The organism is Enterobacter sp. RHBSTW-00975, assembly GCF_013615235.1.
Lineage (GTDB): Bacteria > Pseudomonadota > Gammaproteobacteria > Enterobacterales > Enterobacteriaceae > Enterobacter > Enterobacter ludwigii.
The window spans coordinates 2007569-2025634 of record NZ_CP055883.1; the positions used below are offsets into that span (position 1 = coordinate 2007569).

Annotated in this window: 16 protein-coding genes; 5 read left to right on the forward strand and 11 right to left on the reverse strand. The window is 54.8% G+C overall.

All coding sequences use genetic code 11. The features are described 5' to 3' along the window. Positions 1 to 58: 58 nt before the first annotated feature. Together ydgT and blr are read right to left on the reverse strand one after the other, a co-directional pair. Complete coding sequence (ydgT, locus tag HV340_RS09745) at positions 59 to 274, reverse strand: transcription modulator YdgT (protein ID WP_006174966.1); 216 nt, start codon at positions 272 to 274, stop codon at positions 59 to 61. Positions 275 to 506: 232 nt separating this feature from the next. Then, positions 507 to 632, reverse strand: a complete 126-nt coding sequence (blr, locus tag HV340_RS09750; RefSeq protein ID WP_168112406.1) for a division septum protein Blr — start codon at positions 630 to 632, stop codon at positions 507 to 509. Between the two features lie 243 nt (positions 633 to 875). On the opposite strand from blr, the gene HV340_RS09755 reads away from it, so the two are divergent. Then, positions 876 to 1916, forward strand: a complete 1041-nt coding sequence (locus tag HV340_RS09755; RefSeq protein WP_014169806.1) for an oxidoreductase — start codon at positions 876 to 878, stop codon at positions 1914 to 1916. A 45-nt stretch (positions 1917 to 1961) separates the two neighbouring features. Here HV340_RS09755 and add read toward each other — a convergent pair whose 3' ends face one another. From add to malX, 3 genes are all read right to left on the reverse strand, one after another. Further along, complete coding sequence (gene add / locus HV340_RS09760; RefSeq protein ID WP_014169807.1) at positions 1962 to 2963, reverse strand: adenosine deaminase; 1002 nt, start codon at positions 2961 to 2963, stop codon at positions 1962 to 1964. Positions 2964 to 3059: 96 nt separating this feature from the next. Next, complete coding sequence (locus HV340_RS09765; protein WP_032678030.1) at positions 3060 to 4232, reverse strand: MalY/PatB family protein; 1173 nt, start codon at positions 4230 to 4232, stop codon at positions 3060 to 3062. 48 nt (positions 4233 to 4280) lie between these two features. Beyond that, positions 4281 to 5873 (reverse strand): maltose/glucose-specific PTS transporter subunit IIBC, encoded by a 1593-nt coding sequence (gene malX, locus HV340_RS09770; protein WP_181216489.1) that lies wholly within the window; start codon positions 5871 to 5873, stop codon positions 4281 to 4283. A 177-nt stretch (positions 5874 to 6050) separates the two neighbouring features. On the opposite strand from malX, the gene HV340_RS09775 reads away from it, so the two are divergent. After that, positions 6051 to 7079 carry a Mal regulon transcriptional regulator MalI gene (locus HV340_RS09775; protein WP_063925042.1) on the forward strand — a complete coding sequence of 343 codons (1029 nt, stop codon included), beginning with the start codon at positions 6051 to 6053 and terminating at the stop codon, positions 7077 to 7079. A 69-nt stretch (positions 7080 to 7148) separates the two neighbouring features. Here the strand turns inward: HV340_RS09775 and HV340_RS09780 are convergent, their stop codons facing one another. Further along, positions 7149 to 8717 carry a YdgA family protein gene (locus HV340_RS09780; protein ID WP_181216490.1) on the reverse strand — a complete coding sequence of 523 codons (1569 nt, stop codon included), beginning with the start codon at positions 8715 to 8717 and terminating at the stop codon, positions 7149 to 7151. Between the two features lie 99 nt (positions 8718 to 8816). Continuing rightward, positions 8817 to 9992, reverse strand: a complete 1176-nt coding sequence (manA, locus tag HV340_RS09785) for a mannose-6-phosphate isomerase (protein WP_032681152.1) — start codon at positions 9990 to 9992, stop codon at positions 8817 to 8819. A 197-nt stretch (positions 9993 to 10189) separates the two neighbouring features. On the opposite strand from manA, the gene fumA reads away from it, so the two are divergent. Both fumA and fumC read left to right on the forward strand, forming a co-directional pair. After that, positions 10190 to 11836, forward strand: a complete 1647-nt coding sequence (gene fumA / locus HV340_RS09790; RefSeq protein ID WP_025204339.1) for a class I fumarate hydratase FumA — start codon at positions 10190 to 10192, stop codon at positions 11834 to 11836. 137 nt (positions 11837 to 11973) lie between these two features. Beyond that, positions 11974 to 13368 (forward strand): class II fumarate hydratase, encoded by a 1395-nt coding sequence (gene fumC, locus HV340_RS09795; RefSeq protein WP_020884315.1) that lies wholly within the window; start codon positions 11974 to 11976, stop codon positions 13366 to 13368. Here the strand turns inward: fumC and tus are convergent, their stop codons facing one another. The 3 genes from tus to rstA all read right to left on the reverse strand — a co-directional run bounded on the left by tus (position 13369) and on the right by rstA (position 16871). Then, positions 13369 to 14298, reverse strand: coding sequence for a DNA replication terminus site-binding protein (gene tus, locus HV340_RS09800; RefSeq protein ID WP_063925040.1), 930 nt, complete (start codon positions 14296 to 14298; stop codon positions 13369 to 13371). A gap of 74 nt (positions 14299 to 14372) precedes the next feature. Then, positions 14373 to 15671 carry a two-component system sensor histidine kinase RstB gene (gene rstB, locus HV340_RS09805; RefSeq protein ID WP_063925039.1) on the reverse strand — a complete coding sequence of 433 codons (1299 nt, stop codon included), beginning with the start codon at positions 15669 to 15671 and terminating at the stop codon, positions 14373 to 14375. A gap of 483 nt (positions 15672 to 16154) precedes the next feature. After that, positions 16155 to 16871: a two-component system response regulator RstA gene (rstA, locus tag HV340_RS09810; RefSeq protein ID WP_025204337.1), complete on the reverse strand. Its 717-nt coding sequence runs from the start codon at positions 16869 to 16871 to the stop codon at positions 16155 to 16157. Between the two features lie 128 nt (positions 16872 to 16999). On the opposite strand from rstA, the gene HV340_RS09815 reads away from it, so the two are divergent. Continuing rightward, positions 17000 to 17335 carry a GlpM family protein gene (locus HV340_RS09815; RefSeq protein ID WP_025204336.1) on the forward strand — a complete coding sequence of 112 codons (336 nt, stop codon included), beginning with the start codon at positions 17000 to 17002 and terminating at the stop codon, positions 17333 to 17335. Here HV340_RS09815 and folM read toward each other — a convergent pair. Continuing rightward, on the reverse strand, positions 17332 to 18054 hold the full coding sequence (folM, locus tag HV340_RS09820; RefSeq protein ID WP_020884311.1) for a dihydromonapterin reductase: 723 nt from the start codon (positions 18052 to 18054) through the stop codon (positions 17332 to 17334). The two genes, HV340_RS09815 and folM, sit on opposite strands and share 4 nt — an antisense overlap. Between the last annotated feature and the right edge of the window lie 12 nt (positions 18055 to 18066).

Below are 18066 nucleotides of genomic sequence, written 5' to 3' on the forward strand. Positions count from 1 at the left end.
TGTACAGCCAGTTTGCAGGGCGGAGAGTATATAACATTTCGCGCGGATGGCTACTTTCTTATAAAACGTAGCGCCATACAGACTTAGGCACTTCACCGACGTTGAACAAACGGCCACCGGAGACCAGCTCCGCACGGCGGTGGTCAGCGGCGCGATACATATTGATGATTTCCTGATTATCCGACAGCGTGTAGTTCAGATGGTCAAACAGTTTTTCCAGGCTCTCAAGCGAATTGATCTTGCGAAATTTTAATAAATAGTCCTGAACTGTCATATTAATAAGTTTCCATATAAAAGTGAGTAATACCAGTTAAGGTAATTCGTCCGAATAATAAACGGATTAATAAAGACGTAAACAGCCCACTCAGATAACGCGACTAAATTAGGAGTTTTCTTTGCTGAAAGTACAGGCATCAGACGATGCCTGGAAGAGAAGGTTAACCGTGTTCACCAGGGCTGGCAATAAGTAACTGACATATTATGTCACTCTTTATTGCGGTAACCGGTTACTTAGGTTGGGCGACGGTGACAGGCTCCGGCGGCTGGTAGTTATCGATATGGCTGGCAACACCAAGCAAAATGACCGATACCCCAAGGACAATCCATCCCGCTAATTCAATGATTCGATTAATAATTGACGTCATGACTGGTACGTGTAATTTATCCATAAATACAGGTTGCAAATGTTACAGCGCCGTTTCCCCCGCGGCAAGTGCTTTGGGAACGGTTCCCCTAAACAAAATCAGAACGTTAAATCTATGTAACAAAAACAACCGGCATAGCCTGCTATTTTACGTCATATGGCACATGATTAATCTGTAAGAACGTCAGAGTAGCCAGTGTGAAATAAGATAGTCATAAAAGAGGGCAACATTATGAGTGATAGCATCCGCGTCGGGCTTATTGGTTACGGTTACGCGAGCAAGACTTTTCATGCGCCTCTGATTGCCGGGACGCCGGGCATGGCGCTGGCGGCAGTTTCCAGTAGCGATGCCACGAAAGTGCATGCCGACTGGCCCTCCGTGCCGGTTGTTTCTGAACCTAAGCATCTTTTTAACGACCCTAATATTGATCTGATCGTCATTCCCACCCCCAATGACACGCATTTTCCGCTGGCAAAGGCCGCACTGGAAGCCGGTAAGCACGTTATTGTCGATAAACCTTTCACGGTGACGTTGTCACAGGCGCGCGAACTGGATGCGCTGGCAAAAAGTTTTGGAAGAGTGCTTTCGGTATTTCATAACCGCCGCTGGGACAGTGATTTCCTGACGGTAAAAGCGCTCCTTAATGAAGGTACGCTGGGCGAAATCCTCTTTTTTGAATCGCACTTTGACCGGTTCCGCCCTCAGGTCCGAAACCGCTGGCGTGAGCAAGCCGGGCCGGGCAGCGGCATCTGGTACGATTTAGCGCCGCATCTTCTCGATCAGGCCGTAAATTTGTTTGGCCTGCCGGTCAGCATGACGGTCGATCTGGCCCAGCTCAGACCCGGAGCGCAAACCACTGACTACTTTCATGCCGTCTTGAGTTACCCGCAGCGGCGTATTGTACTGCACGGGACAATGGTGGCAGCCGCCGAATCAGCGCGTTATATCCTTCACGGTACCCGCGGGAGCTATGTGAAGTTTGGTCTCGATCCTCAGGAAGAACGCCTGAAAAACGGCGAGCGTTTGCCGCAGGAAGACTGGGGCTATGACATGCGGGACGGGGTTGTGACGCGGGTGGAAGGCGAGGAGAGGGTTGAAGAAACGTTACTGACGATCCCGGGTAACTATCCGGCGTATTATGCCGCTATCCGTGATGCGCTAAACGGGACGGGGGATAACCCGGTTCCGGCCAGCCAGGCGATTCAGATTATGGAATTGATTGAACTGGGGATTGAATCAGCCAAACACCGCGCAACGCTCTGTCTGGCATGATTCTGGCAAAGCCGGGTAAGGCGAAGCGCCCACCCGGCAACGGGATTAGCCGCGGGCGACCTTATCCCGCAGCGCCTGTTTCTCTGCTGGCGTCAGGAAAGCGATGTCCAGGCCGTTAATCTGCGCCTGGCGGATCTGATCCTGACTCAGGCCAGCCTGCGGTGCGGCGACGGTGTACTCATGAATAATATCCACGCCCTGTACTGCCGGATCGTCCGTGTTCAGTGAGGCCAGAACACCGTGCTCCAGGAAGGTTTTCAGCGGGTGATGCGCCAGTGATGCCACTGTGCTGGTCTGAATATTGGACGTCAGACACGATTCAATACCAATACGCTGCTCGGCAAGGAAATCCATCAGGGCGCGATCTTCAACGGCTTTGACACCATGACCGATACGCTCTGCACCCAGCTCACGGATGGCCTGCCAGATGCTTTCAGGGCCTGCCGCTTCACCGGCATGCACGGTAATGTGCCAGCCGGCGTCACGCGCGCGGTTGAAATGAGAAAGGAACAAACTGCCCGGGAAGCCGAGTTCATCACCCGCCAGGTCAACGGCAGCGATCGCATCACGATGTGCCAGTAACCCTTCCAGCTCCTGCAGGCAGGCCGCTTCACCGAAGGTACGGCTCATAATGCCAATCAGGCGAGCCTGAACGTCGAAGGTTTTACACCCTTCGCGCACGCCGTCAATTACCGCTTCAACCACGCCTGCAACGGGCAGGTTGTGGGTCATCGCCATATAGCCTGGCGAAAAGCGCAGTTCAACGTAGTGCAGGCCATTACGGGCGGCATCTTCAATATTTTCGAAAGCAACACGGCGGCAGGCATCCAGCGAGGCCAGCATCTTCACGCCCCAGTCGAGTTTGCTCAGGAAACTGACCAGATCCGGTTCATTTGAGGTAACCTGAACGTGGGGGATTAGGGTCTCAATCGTTTGTGCAGGGAGCGTGAGATTGTACTGGCGGCCAAGATCGAGGATGGTTTGGGCACGAATGTTACCGTCAAGATGGCGGTGAATATCAGTTAGTGGCAGGCGTGTATCAATCATGGTCGCACTCTTTTCTGGTTAAAGTGCGTCATATTATAAAAACAAAACGAGGTAAAAAGCTATTTGCGCAAGGGAATATTCCGTTGCGCAATCTGATTACAGGAGCGTCGTTATGCCAGCGATCAGCCGCTGAACCCCTTGCTCAAGCTTGCTACGCGGGCATCCCGCGTTCAGACGGACAAAACCGTTACCCTCTTCGCCGTAGGTGTATCCCGGCATGATGGCGACCTTTTGCTGCTCAATCAGGACTTTTTGTAGCATTTTATCGTCAAGGTTGAGTGGGCGTAAATCGATCCAGGCCAGATACGTGGCTTCGGGTGGCTGCCAGTTGAGCGTCGGAAACGCGTGGTGTAATTCGCGTGCAATGTACGCCAGATTTTCCTCCAGATACGCCCGCAATGCATCCAGCCATGGCTCTCCCTGCTGATAGGCAGCAATGTGGGCCGTCAGCGCCAGTACGGAAGGGGAAGAGAGCCCGTCACGACCTTTTAATGCGCTGAGGTAACCGTTATGGCTCTCTTCATCGCCAATCAGCCCCCAGGCACCGGTGAGCGCCGGTATGTTAAAACTTTTTGAACCAGAGCTCAGAAGTGCCCATTTACCGCGTGCCACTTCATTCCACGGCGTATGGCGACGGCCTCCCCACACCATGTCCATATGAATTTCATCGCTGATCACCGCCACGTCATAACGGGCGCACAGTTCTGCCATGTGACTCAGCTCTTCACGGGTCCAGACTTTACCCGTGGGATTTTGCGGGCTGCACAGCAGCAAAATTTTGTTTTCCGGTTTTGCCAGCGCCGCCTCAAGGGCGGCCCTATTTCCCTGCCAGCCCGTGGCATGTTTTTCCATCGCCACGCCGACCACCTGGCGGGCATTCCCCTCGATGGCCTTATAAAACGCATCGTAAGCGGGGGTATGGACCACCACGCCGTCGCCGGGAGTTGACCAGAGGCGAATCAGTTCGGACACCATATAAATAACGGAAGGCCCGTACACGAGCGATTCGGTATCAATGTGGCTGTTAAAGCGCTGCCGGAACCAGTGCGCCACAGCGGCGAGAAACTCTTCATTTTTCCAGCGGCTGTAGCCAAACACCCCGTGATGAATACGCTGGTGCAGCGCTTCGGTGATGCAGGGCGCGGTCGCGAAATCCATATCGGAGATGGTGAAGGGCAGCAGATCGGCCGCGCCAAAGCGGTCGGCGACATAGTCCCACTGCGTGCACCAGGTGCCGTGTCGATCCACGACGGTTGAAAAATCGAACATGACTCAAGTCCTTAAAGAAAAACCCCCTCAGCGCGAGGGGGTGAGGCATCAGGCTTCCACTGTACGCATCAGGGTTGCCAGCTCATCTTTCACTGACTGGACCTGCGGGCCGATAACCACCTGCAAATTATGTTGATTTAACTGTACCACGCCGATGGCCCGGTTGGCTTTCAGGGCGTTGGTGTCCACTTTCGACATGTCCGCCACCGACAGGCGCAGTCGGGTGATGCAGTTATCCAGAGAGGTAATGTTATACGCACCGCCCAGCGCCGCCAGAATAGCAGGGGTGTTATAGCCGGACTTACCCACGGTACCTGCAACAGCCTGCTCAACGCTGCTGGCGGTATCGGTATCCCGCCCAGGCGTTTTGAGGTTAAAGCGGGTGATGGCGAAGCGGAAAATTCCGTAGTACACCGCGAACCAGATAGCGGCGACCACCGGTACCAGGTACCACTTAGTCGACAACCCGTGCAGGATCCCGAACACCACAAAGTCGATGACGTTGCCGTCGGTATTCCCGATGGTGACGCCCAGCACCGCCATCACGGTGAAGCCCAGACCGGTCAGTACCGCGTGGATGAGATACAGCACTGGCGCGACAAACAGGAACAGGAATTCGATTGGCTCCGTTGTACCGCCCACGACACAGGCGATGACCCCGGAAATCAGCAGCCCTTTAATTTTATGGCGGTTTTCCGGACGAGCACAGTGATACATGGCCAGCGCCGCACCCGGCAAGCCGCCGAGGAAGGCCGGCATTTTACCCTGTGACAGGAAGCGGGTCGCACTTTCAGAGAAGCCGTGCGTGGTCGGGCAGCTCAGCTGTGCCTGGAAGATGGTCAGCGCACCGCTCACATCGTGTCCGCACACCTCCATTGTGCCGCCCGCTTCGGTAAAGCGGATCAGCGCCACCAGAATATGTTGCAGACCAAACGGCAGCAGCAGACGTTCGCCGGTTCCGAAGATCATCGGACCAAAATCGCCCGCACCGTTGATGATGCGGCCAATCCCGTTAATCCCCAGCGCAAAGACTGGCCAGATCAGCGGAATAATAAGGCCAAACAGACCCATGACCACAAGGGTTACAATGGGTACAAAGCGGGTGCCCCCGAAGAACGCCAGCGCATCAGGCAGGCGGATATTGTGGAAGCGCTCATGCAGCATCCAGATAATCACCCCGGCGATCACCGCACCGAGGATCCCGGTATCAATGGACTGAATTCCGATAACGCTCTGAATGTTGTTCGCTTTAAGCACGGCGGCATCGGTAGTGGGCAGAATCCCTTTAGCCGTCAGCCAGAAGTTCACCGCAAGGTTCATTACCGCATAACCGACAAACCCGGCAAAGGCGGCCACGCCTTTGTTCTCGCGTGCCAGACCCAGCGGGATAGCAATACAGAACATCACCGGCAGGAAGCTGAAGGCGAAGGAGCCGACTTTACTCATCCAGATAAAGATCGCCTGCAGCACAGGTGTCCCGAGGAACGGGATCAGCGTGATGACGTCCTTACTGCTCAACGAACTGCCGATCCCGAGCATGATCCCGCAGAACGAGAGGAGTGCCACGGGCAGCATAAAGGTTTTACCCAGTTGCTGGAAAAATTCCCACAGCGATATTTTTTGTGCTGCTTTCGCCGTCATAAAACGACTCCTTTATTGTTAAAATCAGTTTATCTGCTTCAATGCTGCGAGAAGATAAAACGTTTTATCAAAGTTTAGTGCGCTCTGAATCACATTCTCAGGCTTTGACTGGTAGTATAAAGATTACATATTGATAAAACGTTTTACCGATCTCATTTCAGGGAGTCACGCCGACACATGGCTGTAGCGAAAAAAATCACCATCAACGATGTCGCGCTGGCGGCGGGGGTTTCCGTCAGCACCGTTTCACTGGTGCTCAGCGGGAAAGGACGCATTTCTCCCGCGACCGGGCAACGGGTTAACGAGGCGGTTGAGCAACTGGGCTTTGTACGTAACCGCCAGGCATCAGCGCTGCGCGGCGGCCAAAGCGGTGTGATCGGTTTGATTGTGCGTGATCTGACCTCTCCCTTTTATGCCGAACTGACCGCGGGCCTGACCGAAGCGCTTGAAGCGCAGGGACGGATGGTCTTTTTGCTTCACGGCGGTCGCGAGGCCGATCAGCTCCTTTCCCGTCTGGATATGCTGCTTACGCAGGGCGTCGACGGGGTGATCGTCGCCGGCGCGTCGGGTGTGAGTAATGACTTGTGCGAGCGCGCCGCCGAAAAAGGCGTGCCGCTGGTGTTTGCCTCGCGCGCCAGTTATCTGGACGAAGCCGATACCCTGCGACCGGACAACATGCAGGCCGCACAAATGTTGACGGAGCATCTCATTCATCGTGGGCATCAGCGCATTGCCTGGCTTGGCGGAAAAAGCTCGTCCCTGACGCGAGCCGAGCGGGTAGGCGGTTACTGCGCGACGCTGATTAAATACGGCCTCCCGTTCCACAGCGAATGGGTGGTGGAATGCGAATCCCGCCAGAAGAAAGCCGCGGAAGCGATAAACGCGTTATTACGGAGTAGCCCGACGATAAGCGCCGTGATTTGCTATAACGAGGTGATTGCGATGGGAGCCTGGTTTGGCCTGATCCGCGCCGGGCGTCAGAGCGGCGAGGGTGGGGTTGAAACCTTCTTCGGCCACCAGGTGGCGTTAGGGGCATTTGCCGACGTCGGTGAAAACGCGCTGGACGATCTGCCCATTGTCTGGGCCACCACACCTGCCCGGGAGATGGGTTACACGCTGGCGGACAGGATTATGCAGCGCATCGAAAAAGCAGACGTGCAGGCCGGGCACCAGATTGTGTCGGCACGGTTAGTGACGGTGAAATAGTATTTCGTGGCACCAGTCTGAGTACCTGCAACCGGTAATAAAAAACCCCTCAGAGAGGGGTTTTGATGATTACTGCTGTGGTGCAGCGGGTGCAGCGGGTGCAGCGGGTGCAGCGGGTGCTTCAGGCACGGCCGGCGCTGCAGGTTCAGCCGGTTCCGGCATCCCCAGGGCAGGCATACCAAACATCCCGACAAAATCTTCCAGCGGCATTTTATCGCCGTTCAGCGTGACCTGACCGTTGGCATACTGCAGGCTGGTGGAAATGGTGTTGTCTTCCATCTTCGTGATGCGGAACATCTGGCCCATTGCCGCCAGGCCTTTCACCTGCTGGCTCGCCAGCTTGCCGGCATCTTCATCACCATACCCTTCAAGCTTCGCAATCTGGGTCATAAACTCGGTCGCCATATCCACAGGGATGGTCAGCTTGCTGTCGAGTGACTTCACGCTGCGATCCACTTCCTGCGCCAGGGTCTGAGGTTCACCCGTTGCGGTTGCCGGGTCTTTCAGGAACAGGGACAGATTAAAGTTGGTTTCGCCTTTGCTGTTTTTCCAGCTCAGCGGGGCCACGGTGATAACCGGCTCGCCTTTCAGCAGGATGGGCAGGTTGTTCATCAGCACCGCCATGGCCTGCTGCTGGTAAACTTCCGGATTCTGCTGCAGCGCGGCATTGCTCAGCAGTGCCTGGCTCTCTTTGCTGTATTTCTGGCTAAATTCATGCCACGCCTGGCCGTCGATATTGCCAATCTTCAGCGACAGTTTGCCGGTCCCGAGATCCTGGTTCTGCACTTTCAGGCTCTTCAGGGCGTAATCCAGTTGGGTATTGATGCTCTTACCGTCTTTAGACACGTCGGATTTGCCGTCCACCTCCATGCCTTCCAGCACGGCCATCTCTTTACCTTCAACCGCGATAGCAATCTTGTCGAAAGAGAGTTTCTGATTACCGATACGCTCTTTAAAATCGGTCATCTTGCTGTCGCCGTCGGCTTTCAGGTTATTGAACGTCAGCTGAACCTTTTGACCGTATTCATTGACGGCATTGATCAGGCCGCTCTCTGCTTCACCGGTCAGGGAGAAGACATTTCCATCGCGGTCAGCATCAACCTTGAAATTCCCCCCGCTAAAGGTCACTTTCTCGTTATCTTTCTCGTAGTTCAGTGCTTTCAGATCGATACTGGAACGTGTGTCACCGGCGTAGCTGATGCGGGTGTTAACCTCGAAAGGTGACTCATTCTTTGCCAGATCAAACAGAGGTTTGGTTAAGTCGTTATTCACCAGTACAGTATGAACGGACGCCATCGACGGGATCAGGTTAAAAGACGCTAACTGTGCCAGCGGGAACGGACCGTGACTGACCACTTCATCCAGCACCACGCTTTGGCCCGGTTTCAGCCAGCCATTTTCATTACCGGCAACAGGCTTGACAACCACCTGCATATGGCTGGTAAAGACACCACGCTGATAATTCTGGTAGGCAAGCTCCACGCCTGCTTCCGGCGCGCCACGCTTAAGCTCTCCGTTAGCCTGTGCCACCATCTCAGCCAGACGGCTTTCCAGCTGTTTCCCGGTAAACCAGGAGGCACCTGTCCAGACCACGCCTAACGCTACAATCACTCCTACCGCTACGACCGATTTTTTCATTGCGACTATCCCTAAAATGAAACCAGGCGGTAGAAACCGCCCGGTGATGTAAAGTCTTCAACTAGCTTAGCAAGAGTTGTTAAAAAATTCAGTAAGTGCTTATAGCTTATTAAAAACACGCGCCAGACGACCGGTACCGCTCACGCTCACCGGCGACTCGTTTGCCGCTACAAATGCCGATTCGCCTGGTTTGAGCACCAGACGCTCGCCACCTTTATGCAGCGTTGCTTCACCCTCAACGCAGAACAGGATTGCCGCGCTCTCCTGCGCGATGGCGGTTTCTGCCGGGCTCAGGTCATGCAGTGAGAAGGCAAAATCATCCACCGGGATTGGGAAGTCCAGCTCCGCACCCTGTTTAACAGGCTGAGTCAGCAGATGATCCGCAGGCTTCGCCTCAAACTTCACGTTGGCAACCAGCTCAGGGATATCAATGTATTTCGGCGTCAGGCCTGCACGCAGTACGTTGTCTGAGTTGGCCATCACCTCCAGCGCCACGCCCTGCAGGTAGGCGTGCGGGGTTTCAGCAAACAGGAACATCGCCTCGCCCGGGTTCAGCTTCACCACGTTCAGCAGCAGAGGGGAGAACAGGCCGCTGTCGTCCGGGTAGAATTCAGAAATCAGGCGGATGGTATCCCACGTCTCACCGTGCTGGCTGTCCAGCGCCGCTTTCAGCACCGCCAGGGCGTGAGATTTCTCTTCACCCTGCATGTTCAGAAGGCTGGCGAAAAGCTGGCTCAGGCCTTCTGCATTCGGGTTTTCCAGGAAGTGAGCGATAGCGTTGTTAGCACCCGCCACCGGCTGCAGCAGGGAGATAATTTCTGAGAACTCGCGAAACGCGTTCATCGCCAGGAAGGGGGTCAGCGCAAAGACCAGCTCCGGCTTGTGGTTAGGATCTTTGTAGTTACGCTCGGCGGCATCTAACGGAATACCGGCCGCGTTCTCTTTCGCAAAGCCCATCTCAGAGGCTTTTTTATTCGGGTGAACCTGAATCGAGAGTGGCTGGTCGGCGCACAGCACTTTAAACAGGAACGGCAGCTCACCAAAACGGCTGGCAACCTTGTCACCCAGCAGGGTGGCTTTGTCGGCATCAATCACGTCGCGCAGAGAGCGAACCTGGCCGCTTGCGTCTTCAATTTTTGAGCTGCTCTTCGGGTGCGCACCCATCCACAGTTCTGCCATTGGCAGGTTGTTTGGGTTCGCGATACCGTAGAGATCCGTTAACGCAGTTTTACTTCCCCAGGCGTAGTTTTGCACTGAGTTAATGAGTTTTTGCATTATCAAGCCCTGATTCAATGGTGGAATTAACTCCGGGTATTAAAGCAATAAACCACATGGAAGTAACCTGTGGATGTAAAAAGTCGTACTAGTCTCAGTTTTTGTTAAAAAATTGTGTAGGATAAGCTGACTCGCTTTTAAGCGGGCAGCGGAACATCTGCCCAAATAATCAGACTGAAGCAGTAAGTGAGAGAACAATGTCGAACAAACCCTTTCATTATCAGGATCCTTTCCCCCTCAGTAAGGATCAAACCGAATATTACCTGTTAACCCGCGATCACGTCTCCGTCTCTGAATTCGAAGGGCAGGAGATCCTCAAGGTCGATCCGCAGGCGCTGACGTTACTGGCGCAGCAGGCTTTCCACGATGCCTCGTTTATGCTCCGCCCTGCGCACCAGCAGCAGGTTGCCGATATCCTGAGCGACCCGCAGGCCAGCGAAAACGACAAATACGTCGCCCTGCAGTTCCTGCGTAACTCGGATATCGCGGCGAAAGGTATTTTACCTACCTGCCAGGACACCGGCACGGCCATCATTGTGGGTAAAAAAGGCCAGCGCGTCTGGACCGGCGGCGGCGACGAAGCGGCGCTGGCGCACGGCGTGTACAACACCTACACCGAAGACAACCTGCGCTACTCGCAAAACGCGGCGCTGGATATGTACAAAGAGGTCAACACGGGCACAAACCTGCCTGCGCAGATTGACCTGTATAGCGTGGACGGTGATGAATACAAATTCCTCTGCATCGCCAAAGGTGGCGGTTCAGCGAACAAAACCTATCTCTACCAGGAAACCAAAGCGCTGCTCACGCCGGGCAAGCTGAAGAATTACCTGGTTGAGAAAATGCGCACGCTCGGCACCGCTGCCTGCCCGCCGTACCATATTGCCTTTGTGATTGGCGGTACGTCGGCAGAGAGCACCCTGAAAACGGTGAAGCTGGCGTCGACCAAATACTACGACGGCCTGCCTACCGAAGGGAATGAGCACGGCCAGGCGTTCCGCGATGTTCAGCTCGAACAGGAACTGCTGGAAGAAGCGCGTAACCTCGGTCTGGGTGCGCAGTTCGGCGGCAAATATTTTGCCCATGATGTGCGTGTGATCCGTCTGCCGCGCCACGGCGCCTCCTGCCCGGTCGGGATGGGGGTCTCCTGTTCTGCGGATCGTAACATCAAGGCGAAGATCAACCGCGAAGGTGTCTGGATCGAAAAACTGGAAAACAACCCAGGGAAGTACATTCCTGAAGCGTTGCGCAAAGCGGGCGAGGGTGAAGCCGTTCATGTTGACCTGAACCGTCCGATGAAAGAGATTCTGGCGCAGCTGTCTCAGTATCCGGTGTCGACCCGTCTCTCTCTTAACGGAACCATCATCGTTGGTCGTGACATCGCTCACGCGAAACTGAAAGAGCGTCTGGACAACGGTGAAGGGCTGCCGCAGTACATCAAAGATCACCCGATTTACTACGCAGGCCCGGCCAAAACGCCAGAAGGCTACGCCTCTGGCTCGTTAGGCCCGACCACCGCAGGCCGTATGGACTCGTATGTTGACCAGCTGCAGGCCAACGGCGGCAGCATGATCATGCTGGCAAAAGGAAACCGTAGCCAGCAGGTGACGGATGCCTGCCATAAACACGGTGGCTTCTACCTGGGCAGCATCGGCGGTCCGGCTGCCGTACTCGCGCAGGGCAGCATTAAGAGCCTTGAGTGCATTGAATACCCGGAACTGGGTATGGAAGCTATCTGGAAAATTGAAGTGGAAGATTTCCCGGCGTTTATCCTTGTGGATGACAAAGGTAACGACTTCTTCAGGCAGATCCAGTCCTCTCAATGTTCGGCGTGTGTGAAGTAATCTACTATAGCCGGGTGGCGTTCACGTCACCCGGCACATCAAAGAGCGCACAAAGCGCCATTTCTTTTCTGTAAAGCAATCAATACTTATCTCTGAAGCATGTGAGCAATCCCGACAGTGTTATCAAGGAGAAAGTAATGACTACGGTACGCCGTGAGAAAGACTCTATGGGCGCGATCGATGTCCCGGCTGACAAGCTATGGGGCGCGCAAACCCAGCGTTCGCTGGAACATTTCCGTATTTCGACCGAGAAAATGCCCGTCTCGCTGATTCAGGCGCTGGCGCTCACTAAACGTGCGGCCGCCAAAGTGAATCAGGATTTAGGCCTGCTGGCGGCAGATAAGGCCACCGCGATTATCACTGCTGCCGATGAAGTGCTGGCCGGCAAGCATCCCGATGAATTCCCCCTCGCCATCTGGCAGACCGGTTCTGGCACCCAGAGCAACATGAATATGAACGAAGTGCTGGCGAACCGGGCAAGCGAACTGCTGGGCGGCGTGCGCGGTATGGAGCGTAAGGTTCACCCGAACGATGACGTAAACAAAAGCCAAAGTTCGAACGACGTCTTCCCGACGGCGATGCACGTGGCGGCGGTGATTGCGCTTCGTGAACAGCTGATCCCGCAGCTCAACGTGCTTAAAACCACCCTTGGCGAGAAGGCGCAGGCTTTCAGCGATATCGTCAAAATAGGACGTACTCACCTGCAGGATGCCACGCCGCTGACGCTCGGCCAGGAGATTTCCGGCTGGGTGGCAATGCTAGAACATAACCTCAAGCACATCGAGTACAGCCTGCCGCATCTTGCAGAGCTGGCGCTGGGCGGAACGGCGGTCGGTACGGGGTTAAATACCCATCCGGAATATGCGGTGCGCGTTGCCGACGAGCTGGCGGCCATCACCGGGCAGCCGTTTATCACGGCGCCGAATAAGTTTGAAGCGCTGGCCACCTGTGATGCGCTGGTTCATACCCACGGTGCCCTCAAGGGGCTGGCAGCGTCGTTGATGAAAATCGCCAATGATGTGCGCTGGCTGGCCTCGGGTCCCCGTTGCGGTATCGGTGAAATTAGCATTCCGGAGAACGAGCCGGGTAGCTCAATCATGCCGGGCAAAGTAAACCCGACCCAATGTGAAGCCATGACCATGCTCTGCTGCCAGGTAATGGGTAACGACGTTGCCGTTAACATGGGCGGCGCATCCGGTAACTTTGAGCTGAACGTCTATCGCCCGATGGTGATTCACAACGTGCTTCAGTCCATACGCCTGCTGGCGGACGGTATGGAGAGTTTCAACGAGCACTGTGCGTCAGGCATTGAGCCAAACCGCGAGCGCATCAGCCAGTTGCTCAATGAGTCGTTGATGCTGGTGACCGCGCTGAATACCCATATCGGCTACGACAAAGCTGCCGAGATTGCGAAAAAAGCGCATAAAGAGGGGCTGACGCTGAAAGCCTCCGCTCTGGCATTGGGTTACCTGACGGAGGCTGAGTTTGATGCATGGGTACGCCCGGAATCGATGGTCGGCAGCCTGAAATAATCACTGCGCCACATACAGGTGCAGCCGCGGAATAATCAGCTGCATCGGTTGCGCCTGAGGTCTGTAACGATGCTGGACATTTTCAGCATCGTAATTCAGCAGTTCGCCAATATCCGGCACAATGGCCCCCTGATCGGCATCATAAAGTGCGATCAGCGGCGTCGGGCAGGCATACTGTACCTGCTTTTGCTGGCCGGAATACCAGACGCGCGCGATAGGTTGCACCTTCACCGGACGCTTAATCTTAAGCCGGGTATCCGCAGGCAGTGAGGCGATGCTGTGGTACTCCTGCTCAAGCCGTTCAATCCACTGCTCGCGTGACCACGGTGCGACAGTCCGCGGTGCCTTCAGACTCTTTTCCAGCTGCGCCAGAATGTCATCCCGGGTGAAGTTTTTAATGATGTGCTTGTTGGCCCAGCCGAAGCGAAGCGTAGCGGGATGACGCAGTACCGTGAGCGTACGGTAGGCATTCAGGGTGATTAATCCCGGTAGCTGTCGGTGTACCCATTCAAAACGGGCGGCAGGGGCCAGACCCGACTCTTCAGTGATGATCTTTTCAAACGTCGCCTTAAGCGTGTTGATATGCGCAATCTGGTTTTCCAGCGCTTCTCGCGTTGTTGCATCAGTTTGCAGGCAGATTACGCCCGGCAGACGAACGGCCGCCTTACTGCTGCGGTTTTCTGACTGCTGCTGGATAAACAGGCGACGGTAGTGCCGCAGCGTCAGTTCCAGCGCCGCTTTGCCGATATGCTGCTGTACCTCTATGGTTTCCAGCGGGTCGTGTTCAGCGCCTTTCACCACATCCGGCAGGGTAAAGACCCGCGCGGCTAACAGACGGCAGGTCTGCAAACGTTCGGTCAGAGTCAGTAACTCGTGTTCAATGTCGCGGAACGTGCTGTTCAGCCTTTCGATGAGATCGTACGTCGCCATGATAACTCTTCATTAGTTACAACATACTTATCATATAGCACAGCACGCCGGGTCAGGCCAGCGTGCGATAAAGGTCAGGCAGGGACGGGAAGGGTGATGTTGTGATATACCGGCCAGCTAAAGCAGAAGCGCGCGCCGCCGAGTGCGCTCTCTTCACAATGCACCGTGCCGCCCATCGCCTGCGCAATGGAGTAAACAATTGCCAGCCCGAGGCCACATCCCCCCGTGGCACGATCGCGGCTGGGGTCGAGGCGTACAAACGGCTCAAACACCGTTTCACGCGCTTCCGGGGCGATGCCCGGTCCGTCGTCCTCAACCGTCAGACAGGCCTGACTAGCCTGTAAATCTAAGCCAATCTGCAGCGTGCTCTCGCTATAGCGCATGGCGTTGTTCATCAGATTATCCAGCACGCGTTCCATCAGACGCATATCCAGTGCGCCATAATCGCCGGGCGTGACGTGTGTCAGCAGGGTACGTTGCGGGTTTACGCTCTGGACATCATCAATATGGGTTTGTAACCAGCCGGGCAGGTCCGGCGTACTGAGGTTCAGTTCGTTTTGCGGGCGATCGAGGCGCGCGTAGGTCAGGAGCTCCTCAATGAGGCCCTCAAGCTGACCAATGTCGCGGTTCAGCGCCTGAGACTCGGCCTCCGTCAGGTTTTCGCTCATCTCCAGCCGATAGCGCAGGCGTACCAGCGGCGTACGCAGCTCGTGAGCAATTCCGTCAATGAGCTGTTTTTTACTGATAATCAGCGCATTGATGTTATCAGCCATCTGGTTAAACGCCACGCCAAGACGCTCGAAGCTGGAACCGCTGTCGAAGTGAATGCGCTCGGTAAAATGCCCGTCACCAAAACGTTGCGCAGCTGATTCCAGTTTCAGCATGTCCTGCCAGTGTGGCCTCATCCAGATAAAGACCGGGAACGCGAGCGAAATGGCAATGAAAGCCAGCAGGGCAAGGTCCAGCAGGCGCATCTGATGCAGATAATAGAGATAAGGTACCGGCCCCACGGCCAGAACGTAATGGCTCCGTGGAATGCGCTGGATAAAGGTATATTTCTCATCCAGCGCCACAATGTCCCCGTCACGCAGTCGCTGCATGGCGGGTGGCTCTAAATCGAAATCCTTCATCGGCTCGATGCGCAGATCAAACGACAGGTTCAGATCCAGCTCTTTTAAGGTCTTGGCCCAGTCGTGTGGCGGGATCTCTCGCAGCTCGCTGCGCATCAGGTAGAGCGAGCTTTTCATTAAATCATCCAGTGACTGCCTGCCCGCACGTTCGGCGGTGAATTTATAGACCAGCCCAACCAGCATGGTCATCACCAGGAAGCAGACAAACAGCAGGAGGTAAAACTGTACGAACAGCTTTTTCATTCAATCTCACCGAAAATCAATACGTTAACAACCTGCGTCGAAGACAAACACGCAAACCCAAACTAGTTACACATACCGCTCGGTTTTTTACGGGGCCCGCATTGTGAGTAATCCCACAGAACGTACCCTTTTGATTTCATACAGTCTTCTATTTTTTTGATCCTGGAATCCTGCTGTTCTATCGTTTCGCCCGGCAGCAGGCGGTTACGACTGAAGTTTTCGTCCCATGAATTGAGCGAATACTTTCGATCAACGCCGCAGGCGTACAAATCCTCACGGCGTTGTTGCACATTGGTATGGCCCGGGGTCCAGGGATTCTGGATAGTCTGAATATACGGAACATAGTCATAATGACTTGAATCCATATCTGCGACAACGCACCCGGTTAACCCAAAACTGCAGATCAGGCTGAGTGTTCTTATTTTATGCAACTGTCAGACCTCGTCTGCGTAATGTTTTAAACAGTGTCGTGGGGAACCGGCATCAGGTTTCCCAGGCGTGAGGCGCGAACAGATAGCCCTTGTTACGCACGGTTTTAATGCGGTACGGCTCAGTGGCATTATCCTGCAGTTTTTTACGCAGGCGCGAAATAGCCACGTCAACGCTGCGATCCATTCCGTCGTAGCTGACGCCGCGCAGGTTTTTCAGTAATGCATCGCGGTCCATGATCTGCCCGGCGTGGGTTGCCAGTTCCCAGAGCAGGTCAAAATCTGCGGTGGAAAGGGCGATAAGCTCGCCAGAAAGCAGAACCTGACGGTTAATCGGATCAATAGACAAGGTACCAAAACGCATCGCTTTGTGCGGGGTCAGTGACTGAGCAGGCGCTTCTCGTTCAACGCTGGCACGCTGGCGTAAATGAAGGCGCAGACGAGCAAGGAGGACGGCAGGGGGCGTGGTTTTAAGAATGTAGTCATTGGCACCCATTTCGAGTGACAAAATATGGTTCATGTCGCTGTCCAGCGAGGTCAGCAGTACGATAGGGCCCTCCCACCGGGCGCGCAGATCGCGGCAGACCGTCATGCCATCTTTGCCGGGCAGCATAATGTCCAGCAGCACCAGGTCCGGGTTTTCACGTAAGACCACCTCTTCGGCACGATCGCCACGAGGCTCAACAATGACGTCCATATCATGTTTACCCAGATAGGCGGCGATCAATTGCCCCACTTCGGGCTCGTCTTCAACATAAACAATCTTATTCATACAACGTCTGTTATCGTGAAAAAAGCCAACATACACCGCACAACCTTAACGTTCCATTAATCTTTCATAATTAACGCCAGTTCCGTTATTCTGGCTCATAGTGTTATTTGATTGTTATAGGGAAAAAGATGGGGCTGGTGATAAAAGCCGCGTTGGGTGCGCTGGTGGTGTTACTGATAGGTGTTCTGGCTAAAACCAGGAATTATTATATTGCCGGGCTGATCCCACTCTTCCCGACCTTTGCGTTAATAGCGCACTATATTGTCGCCTCAGAACGAGGCACGGAAGCATTGCGTACGACTATCGTGTTCGGGATGTGGTCGATCATCCCTTATTTTCTTTATCTGCTTTCACTCTGGTACTTCACCGGTTTTATGCGACTTCCCCTGGCGCTGAGCGGGGCCGTTGTCTGCTGGGGACTCAGCGCCTGGGTGCTTATCTTCTTCTGGAGCCGCTTTCACTAGCGCAGCGGACGACCGCCGTCCACGGCAAAGGTTCTGCCAGTGACGTAGCAACTGGTGAGCAGATAATCGATAAGATCGATAACCTCTTTTTCACCTGGCGCAATTTTCATCAGCGATTTATTCAGCGCCTGCTGGCGATACTCCGCATCATCGTCTTCGTTGAATAAAATCATCGCCGGGGCGATGGCGTTCACCTTAACTTCAGGGGCAAGTTTACGGGCGAACGAGCGCGTCATGTTATCGAGTGCAGCTTTACTGGCCGCATAGGCGATGTGCTTGTCGCTGCCGCGCTCCACGACGTAATCGGTGAAATGAATAATATCACCCGCCGCATGTCCGTGACCGCGCAGCAGGTCGAGCAGGGCATGGTTCAGCAGATAGGGCGCATTGACGTGGATCTGCAGCATGCAGGAGAGCGTTTCGCTGAGTGGCGTACCGGATTTTTCGGGAAGCCAGGCGCTGGCATTATGGATAATGGCGCGCAGCCCGGGGGTGGTAGATTTCACTTTATCAGCGAAGGCCAGAATACCGTCATCGGTTGAGAAATCGGCCTGAATGCAGATCGCACCGGCTTTGCGTAGCCCCTCAATCGAGGGATATTCGCTGCGGTAACTGATGATGACCGGATGGCGAAGATTGAGAAAGTGATGGGCAAGGGCGAGGCCGATACGACGGCCTCCACCAGTAATCAGTATTGGGCGTTGCTGCGCGTTTCCCATCGTGTTCTCCTT